The 26,074-nt window shown below is 69.4% G+C and carries 19 protein-coding genes; 9 read left to right on the forward strand and 10 right to left on the reverse strand.

Annotated elements, in window-relative coordinates:
* Positions 1 to 4 precede the first annotated feature (4 nt).
* From ACIPJI_RS16615 to ACIPJI_RS16645, 7 genes are all read left to right on the forward strand, one after another.
* On the forward strand, positions 5 to 757 hold the full coding sequence (locus ACIPJI_RS16615) for an SDR family NAD(P)-dependent oxidoreductase (protein ID WP_307706942.1): 753 nt from the start codon (positions 5 to 7) through the stop codon (positions 755 to 757).
* 137 nt (positions 758 to 894) lie between these two features.
* Positions 895 to 2,019 carry an LLM class flavin-dependent oxidoreductase gene (locus ACIPJI_RS16620; RefSeq protein ID WP_307706941.1) on the forward strand — a complete coding sequence of 375 codons (1,125 nt, stop codon included), beginning with the start codon at positions 895 to 897 and terminating at the stop codon, positions 2,017 to 2,019.
* A gap of 392 nt (positions 2,020 to 2,411) precedes the next feature.
* Positions 2,412 to 4,172 (forward strand): amidohydrolase family protein, encoded by a 1,761-nt coding sequence (locus ACIPJI_RS16625; RefSeq protein ID WP_402246924.1) that lies wholly within the window; start codon positions 2,412 to 2,414, stop codon positions 4,170 to 4,172.
* On the forward strand, positions 4,169 to 5,638 hold the full coding sequence (locus tag ACIPJI_RS16630; protein ID WP_402246926.1) for an aldehyde dehydrogenase family protein: 1,470 nt from the start codon (positions 4,169 to 4,171) through the stop codon (positions 5,636 to 5,638). Before ACIPJI_RS16625 ends, ACIPJI_RS16630 begins: the two co-directional genes overlap by 4 nt.
* 283 nt (positions 5,639 to 5,921) lie before the next feature.
* The gene (locus ACIPJI_RS16635) at positions 5,922 to 7,475 is read left to right on the forward strand and encodes an APC family permease (protein WP_356618588.1); all 1,554 of its coding nucleotides are present in this window, start codon (positions 5,922 to 5,924) and stop codon (positions 7,473 to 7,475) included.
* 167 nt (positions 7,476 to 7,642) lie between these two features.
* Positions 7,643 to 8,014, forward strand: coding sequence for a hypothetical protein (locus tag ACIPJI_RS16640; RefSeq protein WP_402246928.1), 372 nt, complete (start codon positions 7,643 to 7,645; stop codon positions 8,012 to 8,014).
* A 65-nt stretch (positions 8,015 to 8,079) separates the two neighbouring features.
* Entirely contained in the window at positions 8,080 to 8,952 is an 873-nt protein-coding gene (locus ACIPJI_RS16645; RefSeq protein WP_356618584.1) for an EamA family transporter, read from the forward strand.
* 13 nt (positions 8,953 to 8,965) lie between these two features.
* Here the strand turns inward: ACIPJI_RS16645 and ACIPJI_RS16650 are convergent, their stop codons facing one another.
* On the reverse strand, positions 8,966 to 9,340 hold the full coding sequence (locus tag ACIPJI_RS16650; protein ID WP_307706935.1) for a VOC family protein: 375 nt from the start codon (positions 9,338 to 9,340) through the stop codon (positions 8,966 to 8,968).
* Positions 9,341 to 9,468: 128 nt separating this feature from the next.
* Entirely contained in the window at positions 9,469 to 10,953 is a 1,485-nt protein-coding gene (locus ACIPJI_RS16655) for a CehA/McbA family metallohydrolase (RefSeq protein WP_402247171.1), read from the reverse strand.
* Positions 10,954 to 11,227: 274 nt separating this feature from the next.
* On the opposite strand from ACIPJI_RS16655, the gene ACIPJI_RS16660 reads away from it, so the two are divergent.
* Positions 11,228 to 12,055, forward strand: a complete 828-nt coding sequence (locus ACIPJI_RS16660) for an LLM class F420-dependent oxidoreductase (RefSeq protein WP_356618581.1) — start codon at positions 11,228 to 11,230, stop codon at positions 12,053 to 12,055.
* 185 nt (positions 12,056 to 12,240) lie between these two features.
* Here ACIPJI_RS16660 and ACIPJI_RS16665 read toward each other — a convergent pair whose 3' ends face one another.
* The 8 genes from ACIPJI_RS16665 to ACIPJI_RS16700 all read right to left on the reverse strand — a co-directional run bounded on the left by ACIPJI_RS16665 (position 12,241) and on the right by ACIPJI_RS16700 (position 22,962).
* Entirely contained in the window at positions 12,241 to 12,975 is a 735-nt protein-coding gene (locus tag ACIPJI_RS16665; RefSeq protein WP_402246930.1) for a helix-turn-helix domain-containing protein, read from the reverse strand.
* Positions 12,976 to 14,147: 1,172 nt separating this feature from the next.
* Positions 14,148 to 18,812, reverse strand: a complete 4,665-nt coding sequence (locus ACIPJI_RS16670) for a putative T7SS-secreted protein (protein WP_402246932.1) — start codon at positions 18,810 to 18,812, stop codon at positions 14,148 to 14,150.
* Positions 18,812 to 19,459 (reverse strand): hypothetical protein, encoded by a 648-nt coding sequence (locus ACIPJI_RS16675; RefSeq protein WP_402246934.1) that lies wholly within the window; start codon positions 19,457 to 19,459, stop codon positions 18,812 to 18,814. The genes ACIPJI_RS16670 and ACIPJI_RS16675 overlap by 1 nt, the downstream gene beginning before the upstream one ends.
* Positions 19,456 to 19,917 carry an SseB family protein gene (locus ACIPJI_RS16680; RefSeq protein WP_402246936.1) on the reverse strand — a complete coding sequence of 154 codons (462 nt, stop codon included), beginning with the start codon at positions 19,915 to 19,917 and terminating at the stop codon, positions 19,456 to 19,458. The genes ACIPJI_RS16675 and ACIPJI_RS16680 overlap by 4 nt, the downstream gene beginning before the upstream one ends.
* 567 nt (positions 19,918 to 20,484) lie before the next feature.
* Positions 20,485 to 20,958 carry a carboxymuconolactone decarboxylase family protein gene (locus ACIPJI_RS16685; RefSeq protein WP_307706928.1) on the reverse strand — a complete coding sequence of 158 codons (474 nt, stop codon included), beginning with the start codon at positions 20,956 to 20,958 and terminating at the stop codon, positions 20,485 to 20,487.
* A gap of 259 nt (positions 20,959 to 21,217) precedes the next feature.
* Positions 21,218 to 21,637 (reverse strand): hypothetical protein, encoded by a 420-nt coding sequence (locus ACIPJI_RS16690; protein ID WP_402246939.1) that lies wholly within the window; start codon positions 21,635 to 21,637, stop codon positions 21,218 to 21,220.
* Positions 21,638 to 21,955: 318 nt separating this feature from the next.
* Positions 21,956 to 22,609: a hypothetical protein gene (locus ACIPJI_RS16695; protein ID WP_402246941.1), complete on the reverse strand. Its 654-nt coding sequence runs from the start codon at positions 22,607 to 22,609 to the stop codon at positions 21,956 to 21,958.
* Positions 22,610 to 22,728: 119 nt separating this feature from the next.
* Entirely contained in the window at positions 22,729 to 22,962 is a 234-nt protein-coding gene (locus ACIPJI_RS16700; RefSeq protein ID WP_402246942.1) for a hypothetical protein, read from the reverse strand.
* A gap of 238 nt (positions 22,963 to 23,200) precedes the next feature.
* On the opposite strand from ACIPJI_RS16700, the gene ACIPJI_RS16705 reads away from it, so the two are divergent.
* Positions 23,201 to 25,870 (forward strand): bifunctional FO biosynthesis protein CofGH, encoded by a 2,670-nt coding sequence (locus ACIPJI_RS16705; protein WP_402246944.1) that lies wholly within the window; start codon positions 23,201 to 23,203, stop codon positions 25,868 to 25,870.
* The last annotated feature ends 204 nt before the right edge of the window (positions 25,871 to 26,074 follow it).

Raw genomic sequence — 26,074 nt, forward strand, 5'->3', positions numbered from 1 at the left:
AGGCATGGGCAAGCTGGACGGACGCGTCGTCCTCGTCACCGGCGCCGCGCGCGGGCAGGGGGAGCAGGAGGCCAGACTCTTCGCCGCGGAGGGCGCGAAGGTCGTCCTCGCCGACGTCCTCGACGAGCTGGGCGAACCGCTCGCCAAGGAGGTCGGCGGTCTCTACGTCCATCTCGACGTGAGCCGCGAGGCCGACTGGACCGCGGCCGTCGCCGCCGCGAAGGAGCGCTTCGGCAAGATCGACGGACTGGTCAACAACGCGGGCATCCTGCGCTTCAACGAGCTGGTCTCGACCCCGCTGGAGGAGTTCCAGCTGATCACACAGGTCAACCAGATCGGTACGTTCCTCGGTATCCGCGGCGTCGCCCCGGAGATCGAGGCGGCCGGCGGCGGCACGATCGTGAACACGGCCTCGTACACGGCACTGACGGGCATGGCCTACGTGGGCGCGTACGCGGCCTCCAAGCACGCGATCCTCGGCCTGACGAGGGTGGCCGCACTCGAGCTCGCGGGGAAGGGGATCCGGGTCAACGCCGTGTGCCCCGGCGCGGTGGACACCCCCATGAGCAACCCCGAGGGCGCGGACCCGGAAGCGGTCGGCGACCTGTACCGGACGCTGGTGCCGCTCGGACGGGTCGGGCGGCCTGAGGAGGTCGCGCGGCTCGCCCTCTTCCTGACCGGCGAGGACTCCTCGTACATCACCGGCCAGCCGTTCGTGATCGACGGCGGATGGCTGGCGGGCGTCAGCGTCCTGTGACGAGGTGGCCCCGCCCCGTGGCGGCTCGGCGCTGCCCGGTGCGGAGCCCCGGCTCTCTTGACTGCGCAGGCACCCGGTGGAACAGTCGGACCATCCAGATCTGACGGTGCGTCAGAAACGATAGGCGGTGAACCCCCTTGGAATTCGGCCTCTTTGTTCAGGGATACCTCGGCAAGCGCGCCGAGACCGACCCGCTCGCCGAGCACAAGGCGCTGATGGAGGAGACCGAGTACGTCATCCAGGCGGACAGGTCCGGGTTCAAGTACGCCTGGGCCTCCGAGCACCACTTCCTGGAGGAGTACTCGCACCTGTCGGCCAACGACGTCTTCCTCGGCTACCTCGCCCACGCGACCGAGCGCATCCATCTCGGCTCCGGCATCTTCAACCCCCTGGCCCCGGTCAACCACCCGGTCAAGGTCGCGGAGAAGGTCGCGATGCTTGACCACCTGTCACAGGGCCGCTTCGAGTTCGGCTCGGGACGCGGCGCCGGGTCCCACGAGATCCTCGGATTCATGCCGGGCATCACCGACATGAACCACACCAAGGAGATCTGGGAGGAGACGATCGCCGAGTTCCCCAAGATGTGGCTCCAGGACGAGTACGTGGGCTTCCAGGGCGAACACTGGTCCCTGCCGCCCCGGAAGGTCCTCCCCAAGCCGTACGGACCCGCCCACCCGCCGATGTGGTACGCGGCCGGATCACCGTCCTCGTACGCCATGGCCGGCAAGAAGGGCCTCGGCGTGCTGGGCTTCAGCGTCCAGAAGGTCTCCGACATGGAATGGGTCCTCGACTCGTACAAGTCGGCCGTGAAGGAGGCGAAGGCGGTCGGCGCGTTCGTCAACGACAACGTGATGGTGACGTCGACGGCGATCTGTGCGGAGACGCACGAACGCGCGGTCGAGATCGCGGTGTCCGGCGGTCTCAACTACCTCCAGTCGCTGCTGTTCCGCTACCACGACACCTTCCCGCGTCCCGAGGGCGTCCCCGAGTGGCCGGAACTGCTGCCGGAGTACACCGCGGAGATCATCGAGCTGCTGATAGCGGAGGAACTCATGATCTGCGGCGACCCGGGTGAGGTGCTGCGGCAGTGCAAGCGGTGGGAGCAGGCGGGGGCGGACCAGCTGTCGTTCGGCCTGCCGATCGGAGTGTCCTACGAGGACACGATGACGACGATCCGCCTGATCGGCGAGCACGTGATCCCCCAGATCGACACGGACCCGATCCACCGGACGACACGCTTCCGGGAGTCGGCGGGGAGGTGACGGGGGCATGACCGGGGGCTCCTCCCCCTACGCCTGGCGGCGTGGGGGGACCCCCACCGGACCCCCGTGCCTCGATCTCGGGCGGGGCTGACAAAGTCGGCCCGTCCGGCGTTCGAGGGCACCGCGCGGAGCGCGGTACGGGTCCGGGTGGGCCCCCACGCGGCGGAGCCGCACATCGGTACAGCGGGAAGGGGCGGGGAGGGCAACGGCCCCGCGCAGCGGCCACCCGCCCGCCCCACCCCACACGCACGGGCGGCGTCTTCCCGGACCGTCGCCCGTCGCGGCCCGGTCGGGGCGGCGCGCGTGGCCGCGGCCGGCCGCCGCACCCCCCGGCCGGGCCACACCGCACAACCCCCCCGACCCACCAACGACCCCGTGCAGAAGGGGACGCCATGCTCGCCCACCTCATCCGCAACGCGACCGTCGTCGACGGCACCGGCGCCCCCGCCTACGCCGCCGACGTCGGCATCGGCGACGACGGCCGGATAGCCGTCGTCACAGAGCCGGGCTCCGCCACGAGCACCGGCACAGGAACCCCCTCCGCGAGGACCGTCGAGGACGCCACCGGCCTCGTCCTCGCCCCCGGCTTCGTCGACCCGCACACCCACTACGACGCCCAGTTGTTCTGGGACCCGTACGCCACCCCGTCCCTCAACCACGGCGTCACGACCGTCGCCGGCGGCAACTGCGGCTTCACGCTGGCGCCGCTCAACCCGGACCGCCCGCAGGACGCCGACTACACGCGGCGGATGATGTCCAAGGTCGAGGGCATGTCCCTCGTCGCGCTCGAGCAGGGCGCCCCCTGGAACTGGCACACGTTCGGCGAGTACCTGGACGCCCTCGAAGGCCGCACAGCGGTCAACGCCGGCTTCATGGTGGGCCACTGCGCGCTCCGCCGGCACGTGATGGGCCCCGACGCGATCGGCGGGCAGCCGACCCCGGCGCAGCTCGAGCAGATGCTGGCCCTCCTCCATGACGCCATGGAGGCCGGCGCCTGGGGCCTGTCCACCACCCAGTCGTCGACGCACTCCGACGGTGACGGCAGGCCCGTCGCGTCCCGTCACGCCCTGCCGCACGAACTGCTCGCCCTCTCCAGGGCGGTGGGAGAGCACGAGGGCACCCAGCTCGAGGCGATCGTCGCCGGGTGCCTCGACCGGTTCGGGGACGAGGAGATCGACCTTCTCGTGGAGATGAGCGCCGCCGCCGGAAGGCCGCTGAACTGGAACGTCCTCACCATCGACGCCTCCGTCCCCGACCGCGTCCCCCGCCAGCTGGTCCCGTCCGAGCGTGCCCGTAAGGCCGGTGGCCGCGTCGTCGCGCTGACCATGCCGATCCTGACGCCGATGAACATGTCGCTGGGGACGTTCTGCGCGCTGAACCTGATCCCCGGCTGGGGCGAGATCCTGTCCCTGCCCGTGCCGCGGCGCATCGCGAAACTGCGTGACCCGGCCGTCCGGGCCGGGATGCTGCGCCGCGCGGACTCCCCGGAGGCCGGTGTCTTCCGCCGGCTGGCCCACTTCGGCCGGTACGTCATCGGGGACACGTACACCCGGGAGAACGAGGGCCTCACCGGCCGCGTCGTCCGGGACATCGCCGCGGAACGCGGCCAGGACCCGTTCCAGTGCCTGGTCGAGATCTGCGCCAACGACGATCTCCGTACGGTCCTTTGGCCCATGCCCAGCGACAACGACCCGGACTCGTGGGCTCTGCGCGCGGAGACCTGGCAGCACGAGGACGTGCTGCTCGGCGGCTCGGACGCGGGAGCGCACCTGGACCGGATGTGCGGCGCCCCGTACACGACCCGGTTCCTCGGGGACTGCCTGCGGGGCCGGAAGCTGGTCGGGCTGGAGGAGGCGGTGAAGATGCTGACCGACGATCCGGCCCGTCTCTTCGGTCTGCGCGACCGCGGCCGCATCGTCGAGGGCCACCACGCGGACCTCGTCCTGTTCGACCCGGAACGCATCGACGCCGGCCCGGCGACGCTCGTGCACGACCTGCCCGGCGACAGCCCGCGCCTGGACGCGAAGGCCGTCGGGATCGTGTCCGTGCGGGTCAACGGCGTCGAGACGATACGGAACGACCAGGTCACCGGCGCCGTCCCGGGCAGGGTGCTCCGTTCCGGCCGTGACACGAGGACGGTGTCGACCCGGTGACGGCACCGGAGCGGGCCGGGCAGCGGCTGTTCATCGGCGGACAGTGGGTCGAGCCGGACGACGGTCACTACGAGGTGATCGACCCGGCGACGGAGGAGGTCGTCGGCCTGGCGCCCGAGGCGAGCCGCGCCCAGGTCCACGCCGCGGCCGCCGCCGCCCGCGAGGCCTTCACCACCTGGTCCCGTACGCGGCCCGAGGAGCGCGCGGCAGTCCTGGACCGGGCGGCCGACCTGGTCCTGCGGGACCGGGAGGCGCACACGGAGCTCGCCCGTGCCGAGAGCGGCGCGACGACGGCCACGGCACGCGGGATGCAGGTGGCGGTGGCGGCTGCGCGGTTCGCCCGGTACGCCAAGGGCGCGCTGGAGCCGGTCGAGCGGGCCCTGCCGCCGCAGATCAGCGCCGCGGGCCCGATGGGCAAGGGGGGCGTGCTCGGCGCTGTCGCCGTACGCCGTCCGGTCGGCGTGGTCACCTGCATCACCTCGTACAACAATCCGTGGGCGAATCCGGCCGGCAAGGTCGCGCCGGCGCTCGCCATGGGCAACACGGTCGTGGTGAAACCCGCTCCGCAGGATCCGTTGTCCGTCTACCGGATGGCGGCGGCCCTCGAGGAGGCGGGCGCCCCGCCCGGCACGGTGAACGTCGTCACCGGTTCCGCGCCGGCCGTCGGCGAGGCGGCCGTCGACTGCGAGGACGTCGACATGGTCAGTTTCACCGGCTCCACGGGGGTCGGGCAGCGCATCGCCGAGGTCTGCGGCCGGGGGATGAAGCGCCAGCTGATGGAGCTGGGCGGCAAGGGCGCGGCCCTTGTCTTCGACGACGCGGACATCGGTTCCGCGGTGCGCGGGATCGGTACGACGTTCTCCTTCTACAGCGGTCAGATATGCACGGCGCCGACGCGGGTGATCGCGCAGCGCGGTGTGTACGACCGGCTGGTGGAGGGGCTGGCCGGCTTGGCGCGTGCCCTGCGCGTCGGAGACCCCCGCGATCCGGTCACGGTCGTCGGACCGGTCATCTCGGCGGCGCACCGCGACCGGGTGGAGTCGTATGTCGAGCTGGGCAGGAAGGAAGGTGCGCGTCTGGTGGCCGGCGGCGGGCGGCCCGCCTTCGAGAAGGGCTTCTACGTGGCCCCCACGCTCTTCGCCGACTGCACGAAGGACATGCGCGTCGTGCGCGAGGAGATCTTCGGGCCGGTGGTCGTGGTGATCCCGTTCGACGACGAGGAGGAGGGCGTCGCGCTCGCCGACGACGGCGAGTACGGCCTGATCGACTACGTCTGGTCGGGCGATGTCGCCCGGGCCTTCCGGGTGGCGGGCCGGCTGCGGGCGGGCGGCGTCGGGGTGAACACCGTCGGCCGGAACATGGAGGCGCCGTTCGGCGGCTTCAAGCGGAGCGGGGTGGGCCGGGACGTCGGCTCGTACGCGCTGGATGCGTACAGCGAGCTCCAGTCGGTGGTGTGGCCGGGCTGACGGCGGGTGGCGGGTGGCCGAAATCCCTTGCGGTCACTGGACCGGCGCCGGGCCCGAAAAACGCACGGGAAAATTTGAAACCGGACAAAACGGGTGACGCTGCGGTTCTCGCATGTCGGAAGAGTGGCGCTGGAGCCTTGTGATGTACCGCTGGTAACCGCTGAGTGTCTTGCGAATGCCTGGGAAGTGTCTGCCTTGACCTTGGAATCGAGCGTCGTGGATCTCCGCCCATCCGGACTTCGATCATCCGGATGTGGAAACCGCAGCACTTAACGTCCTCTCCATGACTCAGCTGGATGCGCGGCCACAGGCCGGAGACACGGTACGGAGCGCCCCCGACGGGGGTGTCCGCACCAAGGGCCTGGGCGGGAACTCCGTCGGCCTCATGGGTGGAGCTGTCATCGGCGTCTCGACGGTTGCCCCCGTCTACTGCCTGACCTCGACACTCGGACCGACCGTCGGCGAGGTCGGCCTCCAGATGCCCGCCATCTTCCTGGCCGGCTTCCTGCCGATGCTGCTCGTCGCCTTCGCCTACCGGGAGCTCAACAAGGCGGTCCCCGACTGCGGCACCTCCTTCACCTGGTCGGTGAAGGCCTTCGGTCCCAAGATCGGCTGGATGTGCGGCTGGGGACTGCTGGTGGCCACCGTCGTGGTCCTCTCCAACCTCGCCGGCGTGGCCACGTCCTTCTTCTGGCTCACCGCCGGAGAGATCACGGGCAGTGCCGACGTAGCCGCCCTCGACGGCAACAAGGCCGTCCACATCCTCACCACCCTGGGCTTCATCGCCGTCGCGACGGCCATCAGCTACCGGGGCATCACCGCGACCAAGTGGGTCCAGTACGCCCTGGTCGGCCTCCAGCTCACCGTCATCGTGATCTTCGCGGCCATGGCGATCGCCAAGTCCGGCGAGGTCGCCGGCTCCCTGGACTTCTCACTGTCCTGGATGAACCCGTTCGGCATCGAGTCCTTCTCCGCCTTCACCGCCGGGCTCTCCCTCTCGATCTTCATCTACTGGGGCTGGGACGCCTGCCTGTCCATCAACGAGGAGAGCGTCGGCAGCGCCCGCACCCCGGGCCGCTCCGCCATGCTCGCCATGGTCGTCATCGTCGCCTCGTACCTGATGGTCGCCATCGCCGTGCAGATGTACGCCGGCATCGGTGAGAAGGGCACCGGCCTCGGCAACCCGGAGACCTCGGACAACGTGTTCGCCGTGCTGGCCGACCCGATCATGGGCTCCGGTCTGGGCATCCTGCTCTTCGTCGCGGTCCTCGCATCCGCCGCGGCCAGCCTCCAGACCACCTTCATCCCGGTCGCCCGCACCGCCCTCGCGATGAGTGCGTACGACGCCATGCCGCCGGCGTTCGCGAAGGTCCACCCCCGCTTCAAGACCCCCGGGCTCGCCACGGTCGCCGCGGGCGTCGCGACCGGCGTCTTCTACACGGTGATGAGCCTCGTCAGCGAGAACGTCCTCGTCGACACGATCTACGCGCTCGGCCTGATGATCTGCTTCTACTACTCGATCACGGCCTTCGCCTGCGTCTGGTTCTTCCGCAAGGAACTGACCCGCTCGACCGGCAACCTGCTGGTCAAGGGCATCCTCCCCGGCGTCGGCGGCCTGATGCTCACCGCGGTCTTCGGCAAGACCCTCTACGACATGTGGGACCCGGCCTACGGCTCCGGATCCTCCGTCCTCGGCATGGGCTCTGTCTTCGTCATCGGAGTCGGCCTGCTGGTGCTCGGCTTCTTCCTGATGCTCCTCATGCAGCGCCGCAGCCCGGCGTTCTTCCGCGGCGAGGTCCTCACCAAGGAGACCCCGGCACTGGAACTGGCCGACTGAACGTCCCTCTGCCGGGCCTGCGGCGCGCGTCTCGCGCCGCAGGCCCGGCTTTCCGCTGTCCGGCCCCTGACCGGCGGCCCCGGCCGTCGGCGGCCCGGCCTTGACGGCGGCCCGGTTCGACCGGGTGGCCGGCCCCGCTGTCCGACCCGGGCCCTACAGTCAGCCGTATGACCGAGCCGCTGATCCGAGCCACCGAAGCGGGCGGGAGGTCCCTCGACGACCCGTCGGAGGTGGCCGTCCACGACCTGCTCGCCGACATGAACCTTTCGCACCCGTTCGTGATCGTCGAGCGGACCGACAGGGAGCCGGTCGGCCAGCACTTCATGCAGGTGTATCTGAACGACGACTTCAGCTACCGGGTCGAGTACCGCGAGGGCGGCGACCACCTGCACTTCGAGGCACATGTGCCGTGGCAGGGGGACGTCATCGGGCCCGAGCCGGTGGCCAAGGTCATCGGCGACTGGATGCGCGGCGGCGACACCTGGCGCACGGCACTGCCCTGGACCCCGCTCTTCCCGGCGGGCAAGAACCGGCGGTAGGGCCCGGGGGCGCCGGCTGGAGTGTCGGCGCCCCGCTCACGCCGTGCCCGTCCTACGGTGCGGTCATGCGCGCACCTTCTGGCAGCGGCGCCGCTGTGGCCACGTTCTCCGTCTGCTGTCTCTTCGCCGGCGGCAACGCCGTCGGCGTCCGCTTCAGCAACCGCGAGCTGGATCCACTGTGGGGCGCCGCCCTGCGCTTCGGGGCCGCGGCCGCGGTCCTGCTCCTCGTCATGGCCGTCATGCGGCTCCAGTGGCCACGCGGGCGGGCACTGGCCGGAGCGCTGCTGTTCGGCGTGCTCAACTTCGGCGTCACGTTCGCCCTGGCGTACTACGCCCTCGTCCGCATCCACGCCGGTCTCGGCCAGACGATCCTCGCGCTGGTGCCGCTCGCCGCCCTGCTGCTCTCCGTCGCCCAGCACCAGGAGACGTTCCGGCCGCGGGCGGCCGTGGGGACGGTACTCGCCGTCGCGGGCGTCGCTGTGGTGTCCCGGAACCCGCTGCAGGGCTCCGTCCCACTGCTCTCGTTCCTCGCGATGCTCGGCGCGGTGCTCTCCTTCGCGGAGGCGACGGTCCTGATCCACCGCCTGCCGAAGGTCCACCCGGTCACGATGAACGCGGTCGGTATGACGGCCGCCGCGGTCCTCCTCTTCGCCGGCTCCCGCGCCGCCGGCGACGCGTGGATCCTCCCCGAGCGCGCGGCGACGTGGTGGGCCGTGGCGTATGTCGTCCTGGCGGGCTCGGTGGCGGTGTTCGTGCTCTACCTGATGCTGGTCAGAGCCTGGGGACCGTCGAGAGCCGCGCACATCTTCGTCGTCTTTCCCCTCGTCACCATCCTGCTCTCGGCGTGGCTCGACGACGAGCCCCTGACGGCGAGCCTGCTGCTGGGGGCACCGCTGATCCTGCTCGGCGTCTACGTCGGGGCACTGCACAGGCGGTGACGGGTCCCGGCCGTCAGGCCGTACGCTCGGCGGCGCCGCGCTCTACGCAGAACTCGTTCCCCTCCGGGTCCGCCAGCGTCACCCATCCCCGGCCGTCCGGCACACGGTGATCGGCGACGAGCGTCGCCCCGAGCGCCAGCAGACGCTCCACCTCCTCGTCGCGGGTGCCTTCCGCCGGCACGATGTCGAGGTGGACACGGTTCTTCAGGGTCTTCTTCTCGGGGACGGTGACGAACAGCAGCGCGCCGTTCTTCGACTCGACCAGCGCATCGGCGTCGCCGGGAGCGTCCTCGTCGGAGACCTTCGCATCCAGCACCGCGGCCCAGAAGGTCGCGAGGCGGTAGGCGTCGGAGGAGTCGATGGTGATGTGGCGCACAAGGGATCCCATGCCCGGAGCGTATGGCCCGGCGCCCGGCAGTACCTTCCATTTTTCCGTCGGCCGGTCGGCCGATAGGGTCGGGGGCCGGGCCGCCCGCACCGCCGGCGGCCCGGACATCACTTCGCCGGACCGCAGGCTCAACCGCCCAGGAAAACAGGGTTGGTGAACGCGGCGAGCGCCCCCGGCATCGGCGGCATCACGGGCGCGTGGCGCACCTCGGCGCGTACGTAGGTGGCGTACCGCGCGGTCGTGCGCCACTCCACCGTCCCGGTCCCCGAGGCGGGCAGCGCCGCCGAGTGCAGCACGCCCTGGTCGGTCACGAACCGAACCGTGCAGCCGGGCGCGCCCTCGACCTCCAGCCGCACCGTCACCGGATCCCTGTCGTCCACGCGGAGCCGCTCGCCGATGCCCGCGTGCCGGCCGCGTCCGCCTGCCGCGGAGAAGGAGAGCGAGACGTCCTTGGACTCCGCGACATAACTGCGTCCGGCCTTGATCCCGTCGAGGATCGCCTCGCGGGTCAGGTCGTCGGCGAGGACGACGGTCTGCGGTGTGCCGACCGGGTCCGGGTCGCGGTGCGCGTCGCTGCTGCCCATGGCGGGGGTCCAGCCCTTGCCGGTGCGGGCGGCGAGCGCGAGCGTGCTGTCCCAGTCGGCGAGCGACACCTCGTCGTCGGGCGTGTAGGGCCCGTTCCAGACCTCCACCGCGTCGGCCTCCCCGAAGCCGAACTTCCAGTTGCAGCCGATGCAGGTGGCGTGCGGATGGGCGGGCACCACCAGCCCGCCGGCCCGGCGGATCTCGCGGGCGTAGTGCCCGAAGCGGTTGTCGCGGGCGCGGTAGCGCCAGTCGACGAACGTGCCCGGATCGGTGCCGAGCGCCACCACGTGCCCGTTGCGGGTCGTGACCTCCTCCCCGAGCAGGATCAGCAGGTCGTCCCCGGCCTCCGCCGCCCAGTGGGCGTGCGCGGAGTGGGTGTTGTGCTCGGACGAGTTGATGAAGTCCAGCCCGGCGGCGCGGGCGAGGGCGGCGATCTCGGCGGGGGTGCGCCTGCCGTCCGAGTACCAGGAGTGGAGGTGGCAGTCGCCGCGGTACCAGGCACGCCCGCGACCCTTGGCCCGCTCGGGCGGGTAGGCCACCTTGGGGGCCGGAGCCGGCTCGCCGTACGTCAGCGTGACGGTCACCTCGTACGGGAGGCCCTGCGGCGCGACGGTGTACGGGCCCAGCGCGATGTGCCAGGTGCCGGGGCGGACCGGGCCGGGGACGTAGCCGGGGGTCGCCTCGTCCGCCCGGATGAAGAACTCCGTCCGGGCGCCGCCCGACCAGCCGCGGAAGCCGTCACCGCCGAGGGCGGTGCCGCGCTCGTCGAAGATGCCGATGTCGAGCGCGTTGCCCGCCGTCCCGGCCGGCTGCGCCGGCCGCTCGTACCGGTAGGAGACGCGGATCTCCCGCACCCCGCGCGGCACTTCGACCGGCAGGTACACGTAGTCGGGGGAGCCGGGTGGCAGCGTGCCGCGTACGACCTCTGTCCGCCGGCCTCCGTCGCGCGGTGCGGCACTCGCGAAGCTCACGGTCCCGAGCGTGAGCGCGGCGGCGGCCCCGGTCACGAGCAGGCCGCGCCGTGCCATCGCGTGTCCCGCATGTCCTGCGTGCCCTGCGTGTCCCGCTCCTACTTCGTCGTTCGCTTCGTCGTTGCACATGCCGTCGGCTCCCCAGGGTGTCGAGAAGGACAGGAGTGATGCAGCTTGCGGTCGGTGCGGTCGGTGCGGTCGGTGCGTCGGTTGCGGCCTTGTGGTCGAACCCTGGTATTCAGCCGTGAACGAGCGGCCAAGGGAAGGGGTTCGACGGACGACGCCGTCATGACCGGAGACGGTGCGGGCCCGTACGGCATACGTTGGGCGCATGCGGATGTCGACCACCATCTTCCTGACCGACGAGACGATCAGCCCCGTGCGGCTGGCCCGCGAGCTGGAGCAGCGGGGCTTCGCCGGCCTCTACGTCCCCGAGCACACCCACATCCCGGTGGAGCGGACCACCGGCTACCCCGCGGGTGGCGAGCTGCCCCGCGAGTACGGCCGCACACTCGACCCCTTCGTGGCGCTCGCGCAGGCGGCGGCGGTGACGTCGACGCTGGCCCTCGGCACGGGCATCACCCTGGTCGCGCAGCACGATCCGATCGACCTGGCGAAGCAGATCGCGTCCCTGGACCATGTCTCCGGTGGCCGCTTCACGCTGGGCGTGGGCTTCGGCTGGAACAAGGAGGAGGCGGCGGACCACGGGGTCGAGTGGTCGACACGCCGCGAACTCACACTGGACCGGATGCGCCTGATGCGAGCGCTGTGGGCGCCCGAACCCACCCCGTACAAGGGCGAATTCAGCTCGGTCCGCCCCTCGTCGGCCTTCCCCAAGCCGGCCGGCGGCGCCCCTCGCGTCCTGGTCGGCGGCGCGGCGGGCCCGAAGCTCTTCTCCCACATCACGGAGTACGCGGACGGCTGGCTCCCCATCGGCGGCCGGGGCCTCACGGAGACGATGCCGCAGCTCCGCTCCGCCTGGGAGGCGGCGGGCCGCGACCCGAAGACCCTCCAGGTCGTCCCGTACGCGGTCCGCCCCTCCGCGGGGAAGCTGGCGCACTACGCGGAGCTGGGCGTGGAGGAGGTCGTCCTCCAACTCCCGCCGGCGGCCGAGCCGGAGGTCCTGCGGGCGCTGGACGAGTACGCGCAGTATCTGTGACCGTCTTGGCCGCGAGGCGTCGAGCAGCAGTCACGACGCCATGAGGACGGCGGCCGTCGCGCAAGCGCTGCACAGCCCCGGCTCGGGCGCGCGGAACGCGAGGTCGCAGGTGTCGCACGTCTGGAACGGGTCCGGGCGCGGGGCGGAGGGCGGGGCGGCCGGGAGCGGCGGCGGCAGCAGTTCTGTCAGCCGGTACCGGAGCAGACCCGCAGGGCGGTGCAGCTCCCCGGCGGGCAGCGCGGCCGTCGGCGTCCGCCGTACCGCGTCGGGCGCGACGCCGCGCTCGAGCCAGGCGTCCACGGCCGGGGCCAGGCGGCCGATGTCCCGCTCCGAGAGCAGCAGCCGGGGATCGTGCCGCCGCAGGTCCGCGAGGAGCGCGGCGGGGACGGGACGCGGGGGCGTCGGCCTCGGGTGCTCGGTCGTCGGCCGGTGCCGTGGACCGTCCTGCTGCCGCAGGATACGGCCTCCGGTCCGGCGACCGGGTCCGGCACCGGCGGCTCGACGGAAGGCGGCGGCGCTTCCCGTCGGGGGACGGGCACGGGCTGCCCCGGCGCGCGGACCCGCATCGCGGGCGGGTTGTTGAACGACTCGGTCGTCGTGATGAGCTGCCCGGACGGCAACCGCACCCGCGTACGCCGCAGATACCCGTACCGCTCCAGCTCGTTGAGCGCGTCCGCGATGCGGTCCTCGCCCTCGGGGAACCGCTCGGCGAGCTTCTTGACCGAGATCCTGGTCCCGGTACGCAGCGACTGGATGTGCACGGCCAGCCCGATCGCCGTCAGCGAGAGACGGTCGTGCTGGGCGAGGTGGTTGCCGACCACGACGAAGCGTTCGTTGTGCGGCAGATCGACGTGCCGGATGCCGACCGTGGGAACGGGCGGCGACGCGCACAGGGGCGCGTTAAGCTGCGGTACAGCCATGGGGAAGGGTCTTCTTCCTCGTTGGTGAGGCCCTCGATCGGGATGCCAGTCCCGGCCGGGGGCCGCCGCATTTCTGCGGTCGTGTTCTGTTGTCGAGGCTGAGCTTGCACCGCGTCATGGCATATGCGCCAGTTGAGTTGGGGTGCGTCACCCGTCCGAGTGAGCGGGGGTGAGGTAGGGGTGGGGAAGGTTCTTTCCCTGGTTCTTAAAGCTTTTGGAGCGGGCGCCAGGAGGTCCTGAAAAACCGGGTCCGGGAGATCCCCGATCCGGTCGTACCCGCACAAATCCCCCTCGCGTACCGGGGTGCGCCGACGCCGGCCTGGACGAAGTCCGCCCCGGGCCGCGACAAGGCGGCCCGGGGCGGGGGCTACTGCGCGTACGGGACGGCACCGGGCGACGGTCCGTGCCCGGTGCTGCTCGTCATCCGAACTGACCGCGACCAGATTGGGGCGCACCAAGGTCTCCCCGGCGTGCGCGGCGTTCTTGGGTCACGGTTACGAATGCTCTCCAAAAGAGTGGCGAACATCGTTGCGGACCAACTTGCGGCGGACGTGGCCATCTACGGTCGCGTACCCGGGCCGAACATCCCTCGCTGCTCGGGGAGTCAGACACCTTGCGCATCGAACGCCTACTCGCGGCGCTGGGCGGACGCATGGGATGCACGCCCCGGCAAGTCGCCAAGACTGCCGAGGCGGAGCCGCACCTTGAAGAGAGAACGTTGGTGGTGCCGAGACCGAACGCTGCGATGTCAACTGCAACTCATCCCGCGATCGGGCCATTAGTCACGCAAAAGGCTCGGACCATACGGAGTCAGGCGGTACCCCGAAGTGGGCCGAACCGGGACGGCGTTCTGTAATCACCGCCGTCCTCGTGCCACTGGCAATCTGCCGCCCACACGTATCCCTCTCCTTCATTAATCAAGAAGAGAGAGCCATGGGAGAAGCTTGGCGGTGTCTCTCCAAGGACTCTCGTCTGGTCTTCCGCCGTGGCAATGTCGATACGTAGAGACTCGTAAGTGGGTTGCAGTTTCATGAGCTCGACCGCAGGAAAGAAAACATCCACCCGCGATCCGTATCGATCGGAATCCGCACTCCGTAGCAGTAGCACCGAATGGCTAACCGAATACTGCCACACCTGGAATTCTCGATCCCATGCGGAAATTCTCATCAAAGTCATCCTTCCGGTAGCGGGAAGACCATCTCGGGAATCTCCACGATCTTTCCGTTTTCATAGAACGTGATGCTGTCCCACGATCTATCCCCCACCCGCACTGCTTTACCTACATGGTACATCTCTCTTTCCGTGGCGAACCAATTGTCTCCCGCCCCGTTCCGATAGGCGGAAAGAAGCTTCTCGGCTAGCGTTTCACCGTTTTTGAAACCGTCCATGGCGATGTGCAGGCGAACGTCAGGATTATGTGCCGCATTGCGCACGTCCGTCTCGAAATCGGTCCAGTTGTCCAGGTAGTGAGTAAACCCATTGGTTTCGGCGAACTCGCGCAGGCCATACTTTCGTATTCCAAGCGCGACATTGTTCGGGCAGGGTGACAACCCATTCGGGTCCGCCCAGGAGTACGGGTTGTGGACGTAAGCTGCGGGGTTCGGTGCGGGCGCCAACCCCAGGGGATCAGGCGATGCGAACCTTGCAGTCTCGGGAACGTAATATCGATGAAAATTATAGTAGAGGCCAGTTTCGCGATCAAAGTACTGGCCTGGGAACCGGAGGGGTACGTATGCCGTGCTGGCGGTAGCCCACGTGGAGGCTCCCCACAGCGTGCTACGAGCGCGCCATGCCAGCGACCCCGACTCATCGATGAGCGCGTTCGGAGTTCCGGAGAGATCCGTCGCGATGGAAAAGAAGCGTTCGTTAAAAGCTTCCTGTGGGGAGCCGCGCGAGAGTAGACGTTCAGTTTGGGCAACGGGGTGCAGGCCGTGGTGGTCCCAAGTGAGAGCTACCGGTTGTGGAATGACGTTACTCTCCGCCACTTCCTCGCAGAGGGTCGTGCCGTCCCAAGTGAAGGTGGTCTGTTCAACGACCTCCGTGCCATTCTCGGCGAGGCGTTGTTTCGCGGTTCGACGACCGAGCGCGTCGTAGTGGTAATGCCACACCGTCCCGTCGGGGGTGGTGACGGAACGGATGCGGTTTTCGGCGTCCCATTCGTAGCGCCAGGTGTCCGGCTTGCGGGAGAGCCGGGTCTTCTGGCGGAGGGTGATGCGGCCGAGGGCGTCATGTTCGTAGCGGATGTTGCCGGCACGGGTGATGGTGGTGCCGGTGTATTCGCGGGTGCCGGTGGCTTCCTGGCCGGGATGGGTGGCGGGCCAGGCGGCTTCGGTCTGGTTGCCGGCTTCGTCGTAGGCGTAGCGCTCGGTCCAGCCCGCGGCGTGGACGGCGGTGACGCGGCCGACGGGGTCGAGGTCGAAGGTCCGGGTGCCGGTGAGCTGGTCTGTGAGGGCGACGAGGTTGCCGTCGTCGCGGTAGGTGTAGTCGCGGCGTTGGATGCTGCGGTCGCCGGTGGTGACGTGTTGGTTGGTGAGGCGGCCGAGCGGGTCGTACTGGTTGGTGAAGGAGACGGTGTCGCCGATGTGGCGGGCGATCTCCTGGCCTGCTGCGTCGTGCTCGAAGGCGATCGTGCGGCCCGACGTGGTGAGGGAGGTCCGCCGGCCTGCGGCGTCGTAGGCCCAGGAGCTGACGGCGCCGGTGGGGGTGGTACGTCCGGTTCGGCGGCCGAGGGCGTCGTAGGTGTAGGACACCGTGCGGCCGTTGACGGTTTCGGAGACGAGACGGCCGTATCGGTCGCGGAGATACGTGATGGTGGCGTCCGCGTTGACGGCTTCGGCGAGCTGGTCGGAGAAGTCGTAGGCGAAGGTCGTGATCTTCCCTGCGGCGTCCTTGCGGGTGATGCGGTCGAGCTCGTCACGCTCGTAGCGGATCGTCTGGCCGAGGGCGTCGGTGCGGGCGACGAGGCGGCCTGCCGGGTCGCGTTCGTAGATGAGGGCGCGGTTGTCGAAGTCGGTCTCGGATATGAGGTGGCCGGCCGGGTCGTACGCGTAGTCCCAGGTGAGACCTTGCGGGTTGAGGACCTGGGTGAGCCGCAGCTCGTCGTCGTGGGTGAACTCGTAGCGCACGCCGTCAGGGCCGGTACGGGCGCTGAGCAGGTCGAAGTGCGTGTACTCGAAGCGGGACACCTGGCCGAGGGCATCCGTGTGCGTGACACAGTTGCCTTCGCCGTCGTATGTCCAGGACTGCTGGGTGCCGTCCGCCTCGGTGCGGCGGGCGAGTTTTCCTTCCGGAGTCCACTCGAGTCGGGTCGTTGCGCCGAGAGGGTCGGTGAGGGTGACGGGGCGGCCGAAGGTGTCGCGTTCGATACGGGTTACCGCACTGAGTGCGTCTGTGATCTCGACCGGCAAACCCGCCGCGTTGCTGCGTACATGCGTGGTGTTGCCGAGTGCGTCGGTGACGGCGGTGAGGTGCCCAGCATGGTTGTAGGTGTAGCGGGTGACGGCCCCGGTCGGGGCGGTCACGCTGGTGCGGTTGCCGCGTTCGTCGTAGGCATGTCGGACCGTCGTCCGGTCCGGGTTGGTGACGCGCACGGTCAATCCCAGCGCGTTGTACTCGGCTTGCGCCTCGCGGTTATCGGGGCGGACTACCGTGGTGGGGTGCCCGGACTCGTCGTATTCGAAGCGTGTGGTCCGGCCGAGCGGGTCCGTCAGAGACAGAAGGCGGTTGTAGCGGTCGCGCTCGTAGCGCGTGACCGCGCCGAGCGGGTCGATCTCCTTGACGACCTGGTGCGCGTCGTTGATGACAAACCGGTTCACGGCACCGGCAGCGGTGGTGGTGGTCGTGGCCCGCAGGCCGGTCTCTGCATCGATGTCGTCGTAGTCAAGGCGAAGGCTCATGTGGCCTGCGGCACCGGATTCGGCGATGCACCGATCCTGGTCGTCGTAGGTGTAGTCGTAACGGCTGCCGTTGGTGTCCGTCCATGAGGTGACCCGGCCTCGGCCGTCGTACGCGAATCTGAGGGGCAGGCCGGAGGAGTTGGTGACGTCGGTGAGATGGCCGTCGGTGTAGCCGTAGCGCAGGATCTCCTGGTCGGAGCCGTCCGGGGCGGCGCCGGCGAGGTGCAGGGCGGTGACCCGGCCGTCCGCGGTGGTGAGCTTCAGGTGGTAGCCGCCACAGTGGACGATCGAGATCGGTGCGCCGGTCTCGTCGTCGTACTCGAACGTGATCCAGTTGCCGTTGCGGTCGTCGATCTGGGTGAGGAGTGCCTGGTCCTCCCTGCGGGTGGTGAAGTGCCAGGTATGTCCGGTGTCCGGGTCGGTGATCGTGTAGTCACCGTCCGGCGTACGGTCCAGCGGCCAGCGCGGGCCATGGCTGGGCATGACGGGGACACCGGGGGCCGGGTGCGGGTAGGCAAGGAGCAGGCCGTCCTCGCGGAGGAAGACGACGCCCTCGGAGTCAATCTCGAGGCGCTGGTCGGCGGTCGACGACCAGGATGGACCGAACCAGCGGCCGGCGCGGTAGTCCGAGGCGACTCGGCGGCGGAAGATCAGCGGCAGTGTGCCCGGCAGGACGATGTCCGTCTGGGGCAGATACATGACGCCCGTGGCAAGGTCGATCGGGTCCGTGCCCCGGCTCTCGACGGCGTCCGGGGTCCGGGACGGTTTCGCTGCGTCTTCGACACCTTCGCGAGCCGCGGTCTTCGCACCCGTGGTGACGGCGTTCTTGGCCCCGGCGGTGACCAGGCCTTTGACGGCGCCGGCGCCTTTGGTGCCGAGGATTTCGGGGATGAGGCGGCCGATGAATTCGGAAGGGTCGCCCTTGGCTGCTTCCCAGGCGTTCTTCAGCGCCCGGTCGGGGTTGGCGGCGGTGGAGGCGATGCCTGCCAGTGTGGTGTTGACGCCTTTCCAGTACTCGGCCGGGTGGGTCAGGTTGTACATGTCCAGCGGGTTGACCGAGCGGACGAAATTGACGATGCCCGCTGTTCCCTTGACCACGCCGCCGGCCAGGTGCATGGACTCCACGCCCATGCCCAGGGCGTAGTCGGTGAACTCGGCCTTGAGTTTGTCCCGGCCCGTCGGTTCCTTCGGCGCATGCGCCATCGCCGCCGTCACCGCGGACTTGGCAGCCTCGGCGGCCTCGTTGCGGGCCTTGCGGGCATCGGCGAGGATCTCCTGCGCGCGGGCCCGCTTCGCCTCGCCCGGATCCGAGTATTCGCCGGGATGCGGCAGCGGATCGTCCCCGTTGCGGGCCGCGTTGTAGGCGTCGACCTTCTTGTTGTACGCCTCGACCGCCTTCTTGGAGTCGCTCTCACCCTCCTTGTAGAGGGCGATCGCCTCCTTCGCCTTGCCCTGCGCACCGGTGATCGCCTTGGAGTAGGTCTCCAAAGCCTTCGCCGCGTCCTCGCACGCGTCCGCCGCGCGCAGCCAGTCCGTGGGAAGCGGCTCGAACTTCTCCCGGAAGGTATTGGCCGCCTCACCCTTCCAGTGGGCCGAGTCCATCTTCTTCAACCCGCCGCCGACCAGGTCGAACGCCTTGTGGAAGTCCCGCAGGTTCTTCACCGACTCGGCGATCTTCTCCGGCCGGCCATGAATCAGCTCGTTCGCCTCCTCGGTCTGACCGAGCTGCTGCTCACCCACCTGCGCACCGAGAGACGAGGCGGTCTCGTCCCCCCAGTCCTCGACCGCCTCGGCCACACCGTCGTAGCCGTAGTGCCGCAGGCCTTCGCCGGCCTTGTCGGTCACGTAGTCGACGCCCTCGCCGACCAGTTCCTTGCCCTTGTCGATCCCGTCGTCGACGATGTCGACGCCCTTGTCGACCAGCCCGCCCCAGTCCACCATCAGCGACTCTCCCCCCACCGCGGCTGCTCAGCCTGATCGACCGTCGCCTGATCAGGGTCCAGATCCTCACGCAACTGCGCGTCCAACCGCTCCCGCACCGCCGGATCCAAGATCCCCGCCCGCTCCATCGCGTCGTTCTGCGCGTCCATCACGTCATAGGTGGTGTTGGCCCACGTCTGCTTCACCTCGGCATGCGCCTCGGAGAACGACTCCCGGCTCCAGTCGGCGTTGTCCCACGCGTGCTGGTCACGGATCGTGTCCCAGCGCATCTGCTTGACCTCGTCCTCCGACAGATGCGGATTACCGTTGAGCGAGTTCACACCGATCTTGATGCTGTCCTTGACGTACTGCTCCTGCTCCGCGAACGAGCCCGCCGACAGCCCCAACGCCTGAGCAACCACATTGCCCTTCATGGTCAGCGCCCGAACGCCCCACTCCCACCGGTTGCAGAACGTCTCGAACTCCGACGTCAAACCCCCATGCCCCAACTCCAGCCCCGACAAAGCCAGATCAGAAAACCCCCGGCCCGTCGTCGCCTCCCCGATCATGCCGAGCTCCTTCAGCTCCGCATGCGCCAAATTGATACCGTTCGCGATCTCCACCAAAGCCGACGGCGGCGCCGCAAGATCCGGCTGCTCCCCACTCACCGCGTCCCCCCGAGATCCACCACCGCCGCCTCGGGCACCACACCCTCGACCGGCGGAAACAACATGCCGTCCTCGCTACCCGCATCCAACGCAACACCCGCCGGGCCCGGCAGCATCGGCACCATCACATCCAGCAACCGCGCACCCAGCACCGTCCGGAACACCCACTCCCGCCCCACGTCCCGCTGAGCGTGCGCGAACCGTGACAACGCCTCCTCATCGGAGAACGCACAGATCCACCGCACCCCGTTGAAATCCGCCGTCCACAAACTCCCCTGCGCATCGAACGGCACCAACACAGCCGCACGCCGGAACTCACCCAGCAAACGCGCAAACCGACGCCGACCCGCCGCCACCTCATCCACCACCGGCGCGGGCGCAGCCGTTTTCGGCTGCTCGAGAGGCGCAGCCGATGCCACCCGCCCGGACTCCCCGGCCTGCTCGGCCAGTTCGGCCAACTCAGCAATCCTCGAAAGGCTGTCAGGCCTCGATATCTCATCCCCGTTGTCACTCACCACTGGATGCTGCCACGTGGCTTTTCCCGCCAGCAACGAGAAAATCGGGCAAGTCGCCACCTGTGACACACCCGTCATCGGTAGCGGACGATCTCCGAAGTGTCGAAGGTTCCACCTCCTGATCGAGCACCGGTACTTGAGGTCGGCGTAGCCCGAGGAGGCGCTGTCCGTCAGCCGACGCCGGTCGAAGGATTGACGGGATCAGGCCCCCGTCGCGGCGGCCGGGCTCGCGTACGGCCCGCCCGGTGCCGTCAGCTTCTCTGTATGCCTTATCTACCCAGCCCGGGACGCCGGCAGCAGTCGCCTTGGTAGCCGCGACGGTCATTGCCGCGCTACTCAATGCCGGTCAACAAGAGCGACCGATTGGTCGTCCCAGCGTCAGGGACGTGCGGGGTGCGCCGACGCCGGCCTGGACGAAGTCCGCCCCGGGCCGCGACAAGGCGGCCCGGGGCGGGTGCTACTGCGCGTACGGGACGGCACCGGGCGACGGTCCGTGCCAGGTGCTGCTCGTCATCCGAACTGGCCGGGCCGGTAGCTGCCGGCGGGCTGCTGGACGATCACGTTGGCGCGGTTGTAGGTGTTGATGAGGGAGATGAGGCAGACCAGGGCGGTGAGTTGCTCCTCGTCGTAGTGCTTGGCCGCGTTCGCCCACGCCTCGTCGGTGACACCACCGGCCGCGTCGGCGATGCGGGTGCCCTGCTCGGTCAGCTCCAGGGCGGCTCGCTCGGCGTCGGTGAACACGGTGGCCTCACGCCAGGCCGCGACCAGATTGAGGCGCACCGAGGTCTCCCCGGCGTGCGCGGCGTCCTTGGAGTGCATGTCGGTGCAGAATCCGCAGCCGTTGATCTGGCTGGCGCGGAGCTTCACCAACTCCTGCGTCGCATGGGGCAGGGTCGAGTCGGATATGACCTTGCCCGCGGAGTTGAGGTGCTTGAGGAACTGGGTGGCGACCGGGTTACCGAAGAGGTTCAAGCGAGCGTCCATGGTGAGCTCCTGTGCCGTTGCCGATGGTTACACCTCTCCGACGGAACGACCCGGCAAGGATGTGACACGGCTGAATGTGACTCGCGTCACGCTCGGCTGCGGATGGTCCCTCCCGCGGGCGAGGTCGCCTTCCGGACGTGAAGGTGAGGAAGCCGCGGACGGCTCCGCGCAGGGTGCCAAGCGGCGCCCGTTCGAAATCTCCGGGGTCGTGCCGCCAGGGCTTGACTCGCATTCTCGGCCTCCTCTGGTCGATGCCCGGTCACGAGTCGTCGAAAGGGGATGCCTCGTCGCCCCAATGGAACGAATAAGTCCCGTCTGCGGCGGAGTATTCTGCGTAAACTCCTGCCTCTGGTAGGCCAAGTTCCTGCCTGATCCATCCCTCTATCGCCAGAGCCGCCACTTCGGCTCTGTAGTCAGCCAACGGGAATCGCAAAAAATGAATGGTGATAGAGAGTCCATTCGGGTATCTCTCGGCAAGTTCCATCGCGTGCAGGGATGCCCCGAACGCAAGCCATGCCAGATCTTTCCAGTAGATCCCTGTTCGAGGTAGCTCGAGTCGAATCCTTTGGTGAATCTGTACGTGGCTTTCCGGAGCTTCTTGCGGCGGGCGAAATTCTGCGTCCAAGTCGGCGGCCAGTCCGCCGATGTGACTCCTCAAACGATACTTGTATGTAGTCACGAGAACGCTCAATCGAGTTGCCGGAGGGCGAAAACCGAACTTACTGAGCGCCTCCCGTGCTGTTGTAAATCGGTTAGGCATCCCGACCGCCTTGGACGTGCTCGCCATGAGAAGGCCCATCAGCCGGCTCGGCCAGTTCGGCCGGGTGGGTCAATTCGGCCAACTCCGACAGCCTGGAGAGGCGGTCCGGCCTCGATATGTCATCCCCGTTGCCACTCACGCCTCGGATGCTGTCACGCGGAACTTCCCGCCAGCAACGGGGAAATAGGGCAAGTCGTCCCACGGGACACCGGCGTCAGCCAGGCGTCGCCACCGCCGTCAGTCCGACGCCGGCCGCAGTGTCGGCGCCGTCAGGCCCGTCGTCGCGTCGTCCGGGCTCGCGTACGGGTCCGTCGGCGGGGTCGGGAGGTACGCACACTCCGCGTGCACGCCCCCGTAGAAGCGGCCGCCGTCCGCGTACCACTCGTAGACCTGGCGGCCGTCGCCGTCGCGTTCCGTGCGCAGCGTCCAATTGTCGCCCGACGGGGTGGAGTCGAACGAGACGATGTCCCAGCCCTCCGCCTTCAGGTGGTCGCGCAGACGGCGCATGGCCGGGAGCGCCTCCGACTCCGGGACGTCGGCGAGGTGCCACGAGTGGGAGAGGGCGTATGCGTTGTCGACGTGTTCGTCGGCCACGCTCTCCAGGCCGTCCGGGTAGCAGTAGCCGGACGACAGGGAGTTGAACTCGCCCGACGGGATCAGGGCGTCGAAGCCGAGGACGTCGTACGACTCCTGGGAGCGGGCACCCGCCCGGTCGGCCATGGTCTGCGGCGCGGCCTTCGGGTAGTCCTCGGGGGTCGCGCGCTGGACGCCGTACGTCACCAGTACGACGAGCACCAGCAGCACAGGGATGCCGACGATCGTCGCCAGGGCGATGCCGACCCACTTGGCGGCGGACGTGCTGGTGCGGGGCTGCGCGAGGTCTTCGGTCACGGGGACGACGCTACGAGGAGGGCCGCCACGGCCGTACCCGTCAACCGACTCAAGCCGGATGAGCACGGCTACTCAGCCGACCGGGCACCGTACCCCCAGGGCGCGGGGTCTCGGCGTTGTCAGCTTGCACTCGCTCCGCGGTCCGGCCATTGCGCCAACTCGTCGTACATGGCGTTGATTTTGCGCGACGCCTTGAGGAATGCGTAGTCGACTTCACCGTCCGCCGGACGGGATCGACGGCTCTTCGTATCCATGATGAGAGCGCGAGGCGTTTCCGTCGGATCGAAGCCGAATGCATATTGGACCGAATCACCCGATTCGGAAACTTTGCGAAAGTAGACGAGCGAAGCCATTTTCCTTCTCCTTCCAGGGCTTCCACAGGCTGCCGGAGTCGTCGAGGGGCGCCAGAACGGCGGTGTCCCCGGAATCCTCCAGCGACATCATGAATCTGAGCCGCGCGAGGGCGAGCTCGTCCAGGAGCTGCCCGGCCCGGGCCCTCCATGCAACGGAGATCGGGTGGCAAACCGATGCATATGGGACGCATGTCGCCGACGTCACGGACCCGCCCCACCCCGCTCGTATGCTCGACGCATGACCGATCACCAGCCCGACGACCAGCCCGGACAGCCTGGACAGCCTGGACAGCCTGGACAGCCTGGACAGCCCGGACAGCCCGGACAGCCCGGCCAACCCACCGCACGGCCCACCGCCAACGCCATGCGCCGGGCGCTCAAGCGGGCCAGGGACGGGGTCGCGCTCGATGTCGCGGAAGCCGCCGTGCTGTTGCAGGCGCGCGGCGCGGACCTGGAGGACCTTGCCGCCTCCGCCGCGAGGGTCCGGGACGCGGGGCTGGAGGCGGCCGGCCGGGCCGGGATCATCACGTACTCGAGGAGCGTCTTCATCCCGCTCACCCGCCTGTGCCGCGACAAGTGCCACTACTGCACGTTCGTGACCGTGCCCGGCAAGCTCCGCCGCGCGGGGCACGGGATGTTCATGTCGCCGGACGAGGTGCTGGAGATCGCGCGGCGCGGCGCCGAACAGGGCTGCAAGGAAGCGCTGATCACGCTCGGCGACAAGCCGGAGGACCGCTGGCCCGAGGCCCGCGAGTGGCTCGACGCGCACGGGTACGACGACACGATCGCGTACGTGCGGGCCATGGCCATCCGGATCCTCGAGGAGACCGGGCTGCTCCCGCACCTCAACCCCGGGGTGATGTCCTGGACCGACTTCCAGCGGCTGAAGCCGGTCGCGCCGTCGATGGGGATGATGCTGGAGACCACGGCGACCCGGCTGTGGAGCGAGCCGGGCGGGCCGCATTACGGGTCGCCCGACAAGGAGCCCGCTGTCAGGCTCCGCGTGCTGGAGGACGCAGGACGGACGAACGTGCCGTTCACCAGCGGGCTGCTGATCGGGATCGGCGAGACGTACGAGGAGCGGGCCGAGTCGCTGTTCGCGCTGCGCCGCGTCTCGCGGGCGTACCACGGCATCCAGGAGCTGATCCTGCAGAACTTCCGCGCCAAGCCGGACACGGCCATGCGCGGTATGCCGGACGCCGAGCTGGACGAGCTGGTCGCGACCGTCGCGGTCGCGCGCCACATCATGGGGCCCTCCGCCTGTCTGCAGGCGCCGCCGAACCTGGTGGACGCGGAGTTCGCGCGGCTGATCCGCGCCGGGATCGACGACTGGGGCGGCGTGTCGCCGCTCACCCCCGACCACGTCAATCCGGAGCGGCCCTGGCCCCGGATCGACGAGCTGGCCGAGAGGTCGGCGGCCGAAGGCTTCGAGCTCCGCGAACGGCTGTGCGTGTACCCGGAGTTCGTCCAGCGCGGCGAGCCGTGGCTCGATCCGCGGCTGCTGCCGCACGTACGGGCGCTGGCCGACCCGGAGACCGGTCTCGCGAAGAGCGACGCCTGCCCCACGGGGCTGCCCTGGCAGGAGCCCGACGAGGGCTTCACCGCCACCGGGCGTACGGATCTGCACCGGACCATCGACACCGACGGCCGTACGCACGACCGGCGTGACGACTTCGACGCCGTCTACGGCGACTGGGACGCCCTGCGGGAGGCCGCCGCGCCCGGCATGGTGCCGCAGCGCCTCGACACCGATGTGAAGGCCGCACTGGCCACGGCCGCCGACGACCCCACCAGGCTGACGGACGACGAGGCGCTGGCCCTGCTGCACGCCGACGGCCCCGCCCTGGACGCGCTCACCCGCATCGCCGACGAGCTCCGCAGGGCGGTCGTCGGCGACGACGTCACGTACATCGTCACGCGGAACATCAACTTCACCAACGTCTGCTACACCGGCTGCCGTTTCTGCGCCTTCGCCCAGCGGCGCACCGACGCGGACGCCTACACCCTCTCGCTGAGCCAGGTCGCGGACCGGGCGCAGCAGGCGTGGGACGTGGGCGCGGTCGAGGTGTGCATGCAGGGCGGCATCCACCCCGACCTGCCCGGCACCGCGTACTTCGACATCGCACGGGCCGTCAAGGAACGCGTCCCCGGCATGCATGTGCACGCCTTCTCGCCGATGGAGGTCGTCAACGGCGCCAGCCGCACCAACATGTCCGTCCGCGAGTGGCTGACGGCGGCGAAGGAGGCCGGCCTCGACTCCATCCCCGGCACCGCCGCGGAGATCCTCGACGACGAGGTCCGCTGGGTCCTCACCAAGGGCAAGCTGCCGACGGCGACCTGGATCGAGGTCGTGAAGACGGCGCACGAGCTCGGCATCCGGTCCTCGTCCACGATGATGTACGGGCATGTGGACCAGCCCCGCCACTGGCTCGGCCACTTCCGTACGCTCGCCCGCATCCAGCAGGAGACCGGCGGCTTCACGGAGTTCGTGACCCTGCCGTTCATCCACACCAACGCACCCGTGTATCTGGCGGGCATCGCGAGGCCCGGCCCGACCACCCGCGACAACCGCGCCGTCACCGCGATGGCCCGCATCCTCCTGCACCCGCACATCACCAACATCCAGACCAGCTGGGTGAAGCTGGGTGCGGAGGGTGCGGCGGAGATGCTCCGCTCGGGGGCCAACGACCTCGGCGGCACGCTGATGGAGGAGACCATCTCCCGTATGGCGGGCTCCAGTTACGGTTCGTACCGCTCCGTCCGCGACCTGACCGCCATCGCGGAGGCCGCCGGGCGGCCGTCCAGGCCGCGTACGACGCTGTACGGGGAGGTCCCGGCCGAGCGTCAGCAGGCGGCGAGCGCGTCCGACGGGCACCTCCCGGCGCTGCTGCCCCTGCTGCCGGACTGACCGCCGGCCGGACTGACCGCCGGTCGGACCGACCACCGGCGGACCGATCGCCGGCCGGACCGACCAGGCGGACCGGCCGCCGGGCGGCCCGGCCACCCCGACCGATCCCGGCGCGGCGCGCAAAACAGGCCGTAGGGCACGGCCGCGCCGGTGCCCGGCACGGCGGGGCATACGGGTCGGTACGCCGCGCCTGCCTGCGTCCCG

It is taken from the genome of Streptomyces sp. NPDC086835, assembly GCF_044745705.1.
Lineage (GTDB): Bacteria > Actinomycetota > Actinomycetes > Streptomycetales > Streptomycetaceae > Streptomyces.

Coding starts and splice junctions, on each gene's coding strand:
- ACIPJI_RS16640 (WP_402246928.1), top strand. CDS start 7,643: ATGACCGAGCCGCTGATCCGAGCCACCGAAGCGGGCGGGAGGTCCCTC.
- ACIPJI_RS16705 (WP_402246944.1), top strand. CDS start 23,201: ATGACCGATCACCAGCCCGACGACCAGCCCGGACAGCCTGGACAGCCT.
- ACIPJI_RS16615 (WP_307706942.1), top strand. CDS start 5: ATGGGCAAGCTGGACGGACGCGTCGTCCTCGTCACCGGCGCCGCGCGC.
- ACIPJI_RS16665 (WP_402246930.1), bottom strand. CDS start 12,975: ATGGCTGTACCGCAGCTTAACGCGCCCCTGTGCGCGTCGCCGCCCGTT.
- ACIPJI_RS16650 (WP_307706935.1), bottom strand. CDS start 9,340: ATGGGATCCCTTGTGCGCCACATCACCATCGACTCCTCCGACGCCTAC.
- ACIPJI_RS16645 (WP_356618584.1), top strand. CDS start 8,080: ATGCGCGCACCTTCTGGCAGCGGCGCCGCTGTGGCCACGTTCTCCGTC.
- ACIPJI_RS16660 (WP_356618581.1), top strand. CDS start 11,228: ATGCGGATGTCGACCACCATCTTCCTGACCGACGAGACGATCAGCCCC.
- ACIPJI_RS16700 (WP_402246942.1), bottom strand. CDS start 22,962: ATGGCTTCGCTCGTCTACTTTCGCAAAGTTTCCGAATCGGGTGATTCG.
- ACIPJI_RS16685 (WP_307706928.1), bottom strand. CDS start 20,958: ATGGACGCTCGCTTGAACCTCTTCGGTAACCCGGTCGCCACCCAGTTC.
- ACIPJI_RS16670 (WP_402246932.1), bottom strand. CDS start 18,812: ATGGTGGACTGGGGCGGGCTGGTCGACAAGGGCGTCGACATCGTCGAC.
- ACIPJI_RS16625 (WP_402246924.1), top strand. CDS start 2,412: ATGCTCGCCCACCTCATCCGCAACGCGACCGTCGTCGACGGCACCGGC.
- ACIPJI_RS16655 (WP_402247171.1), bottom strand. CDS start 10,953: ATGGCACGGCGCGGCCTGCTCGTGACCGGGGCCGCCGCCGCGCTCACG.
- ACIPJI_RS16635 (WP_356618588.1), top strand. CDS start 5,922: ATGACTCAGCTGGATGCGCGGCCACAGGCCGGAGACACGGTACGGAGC.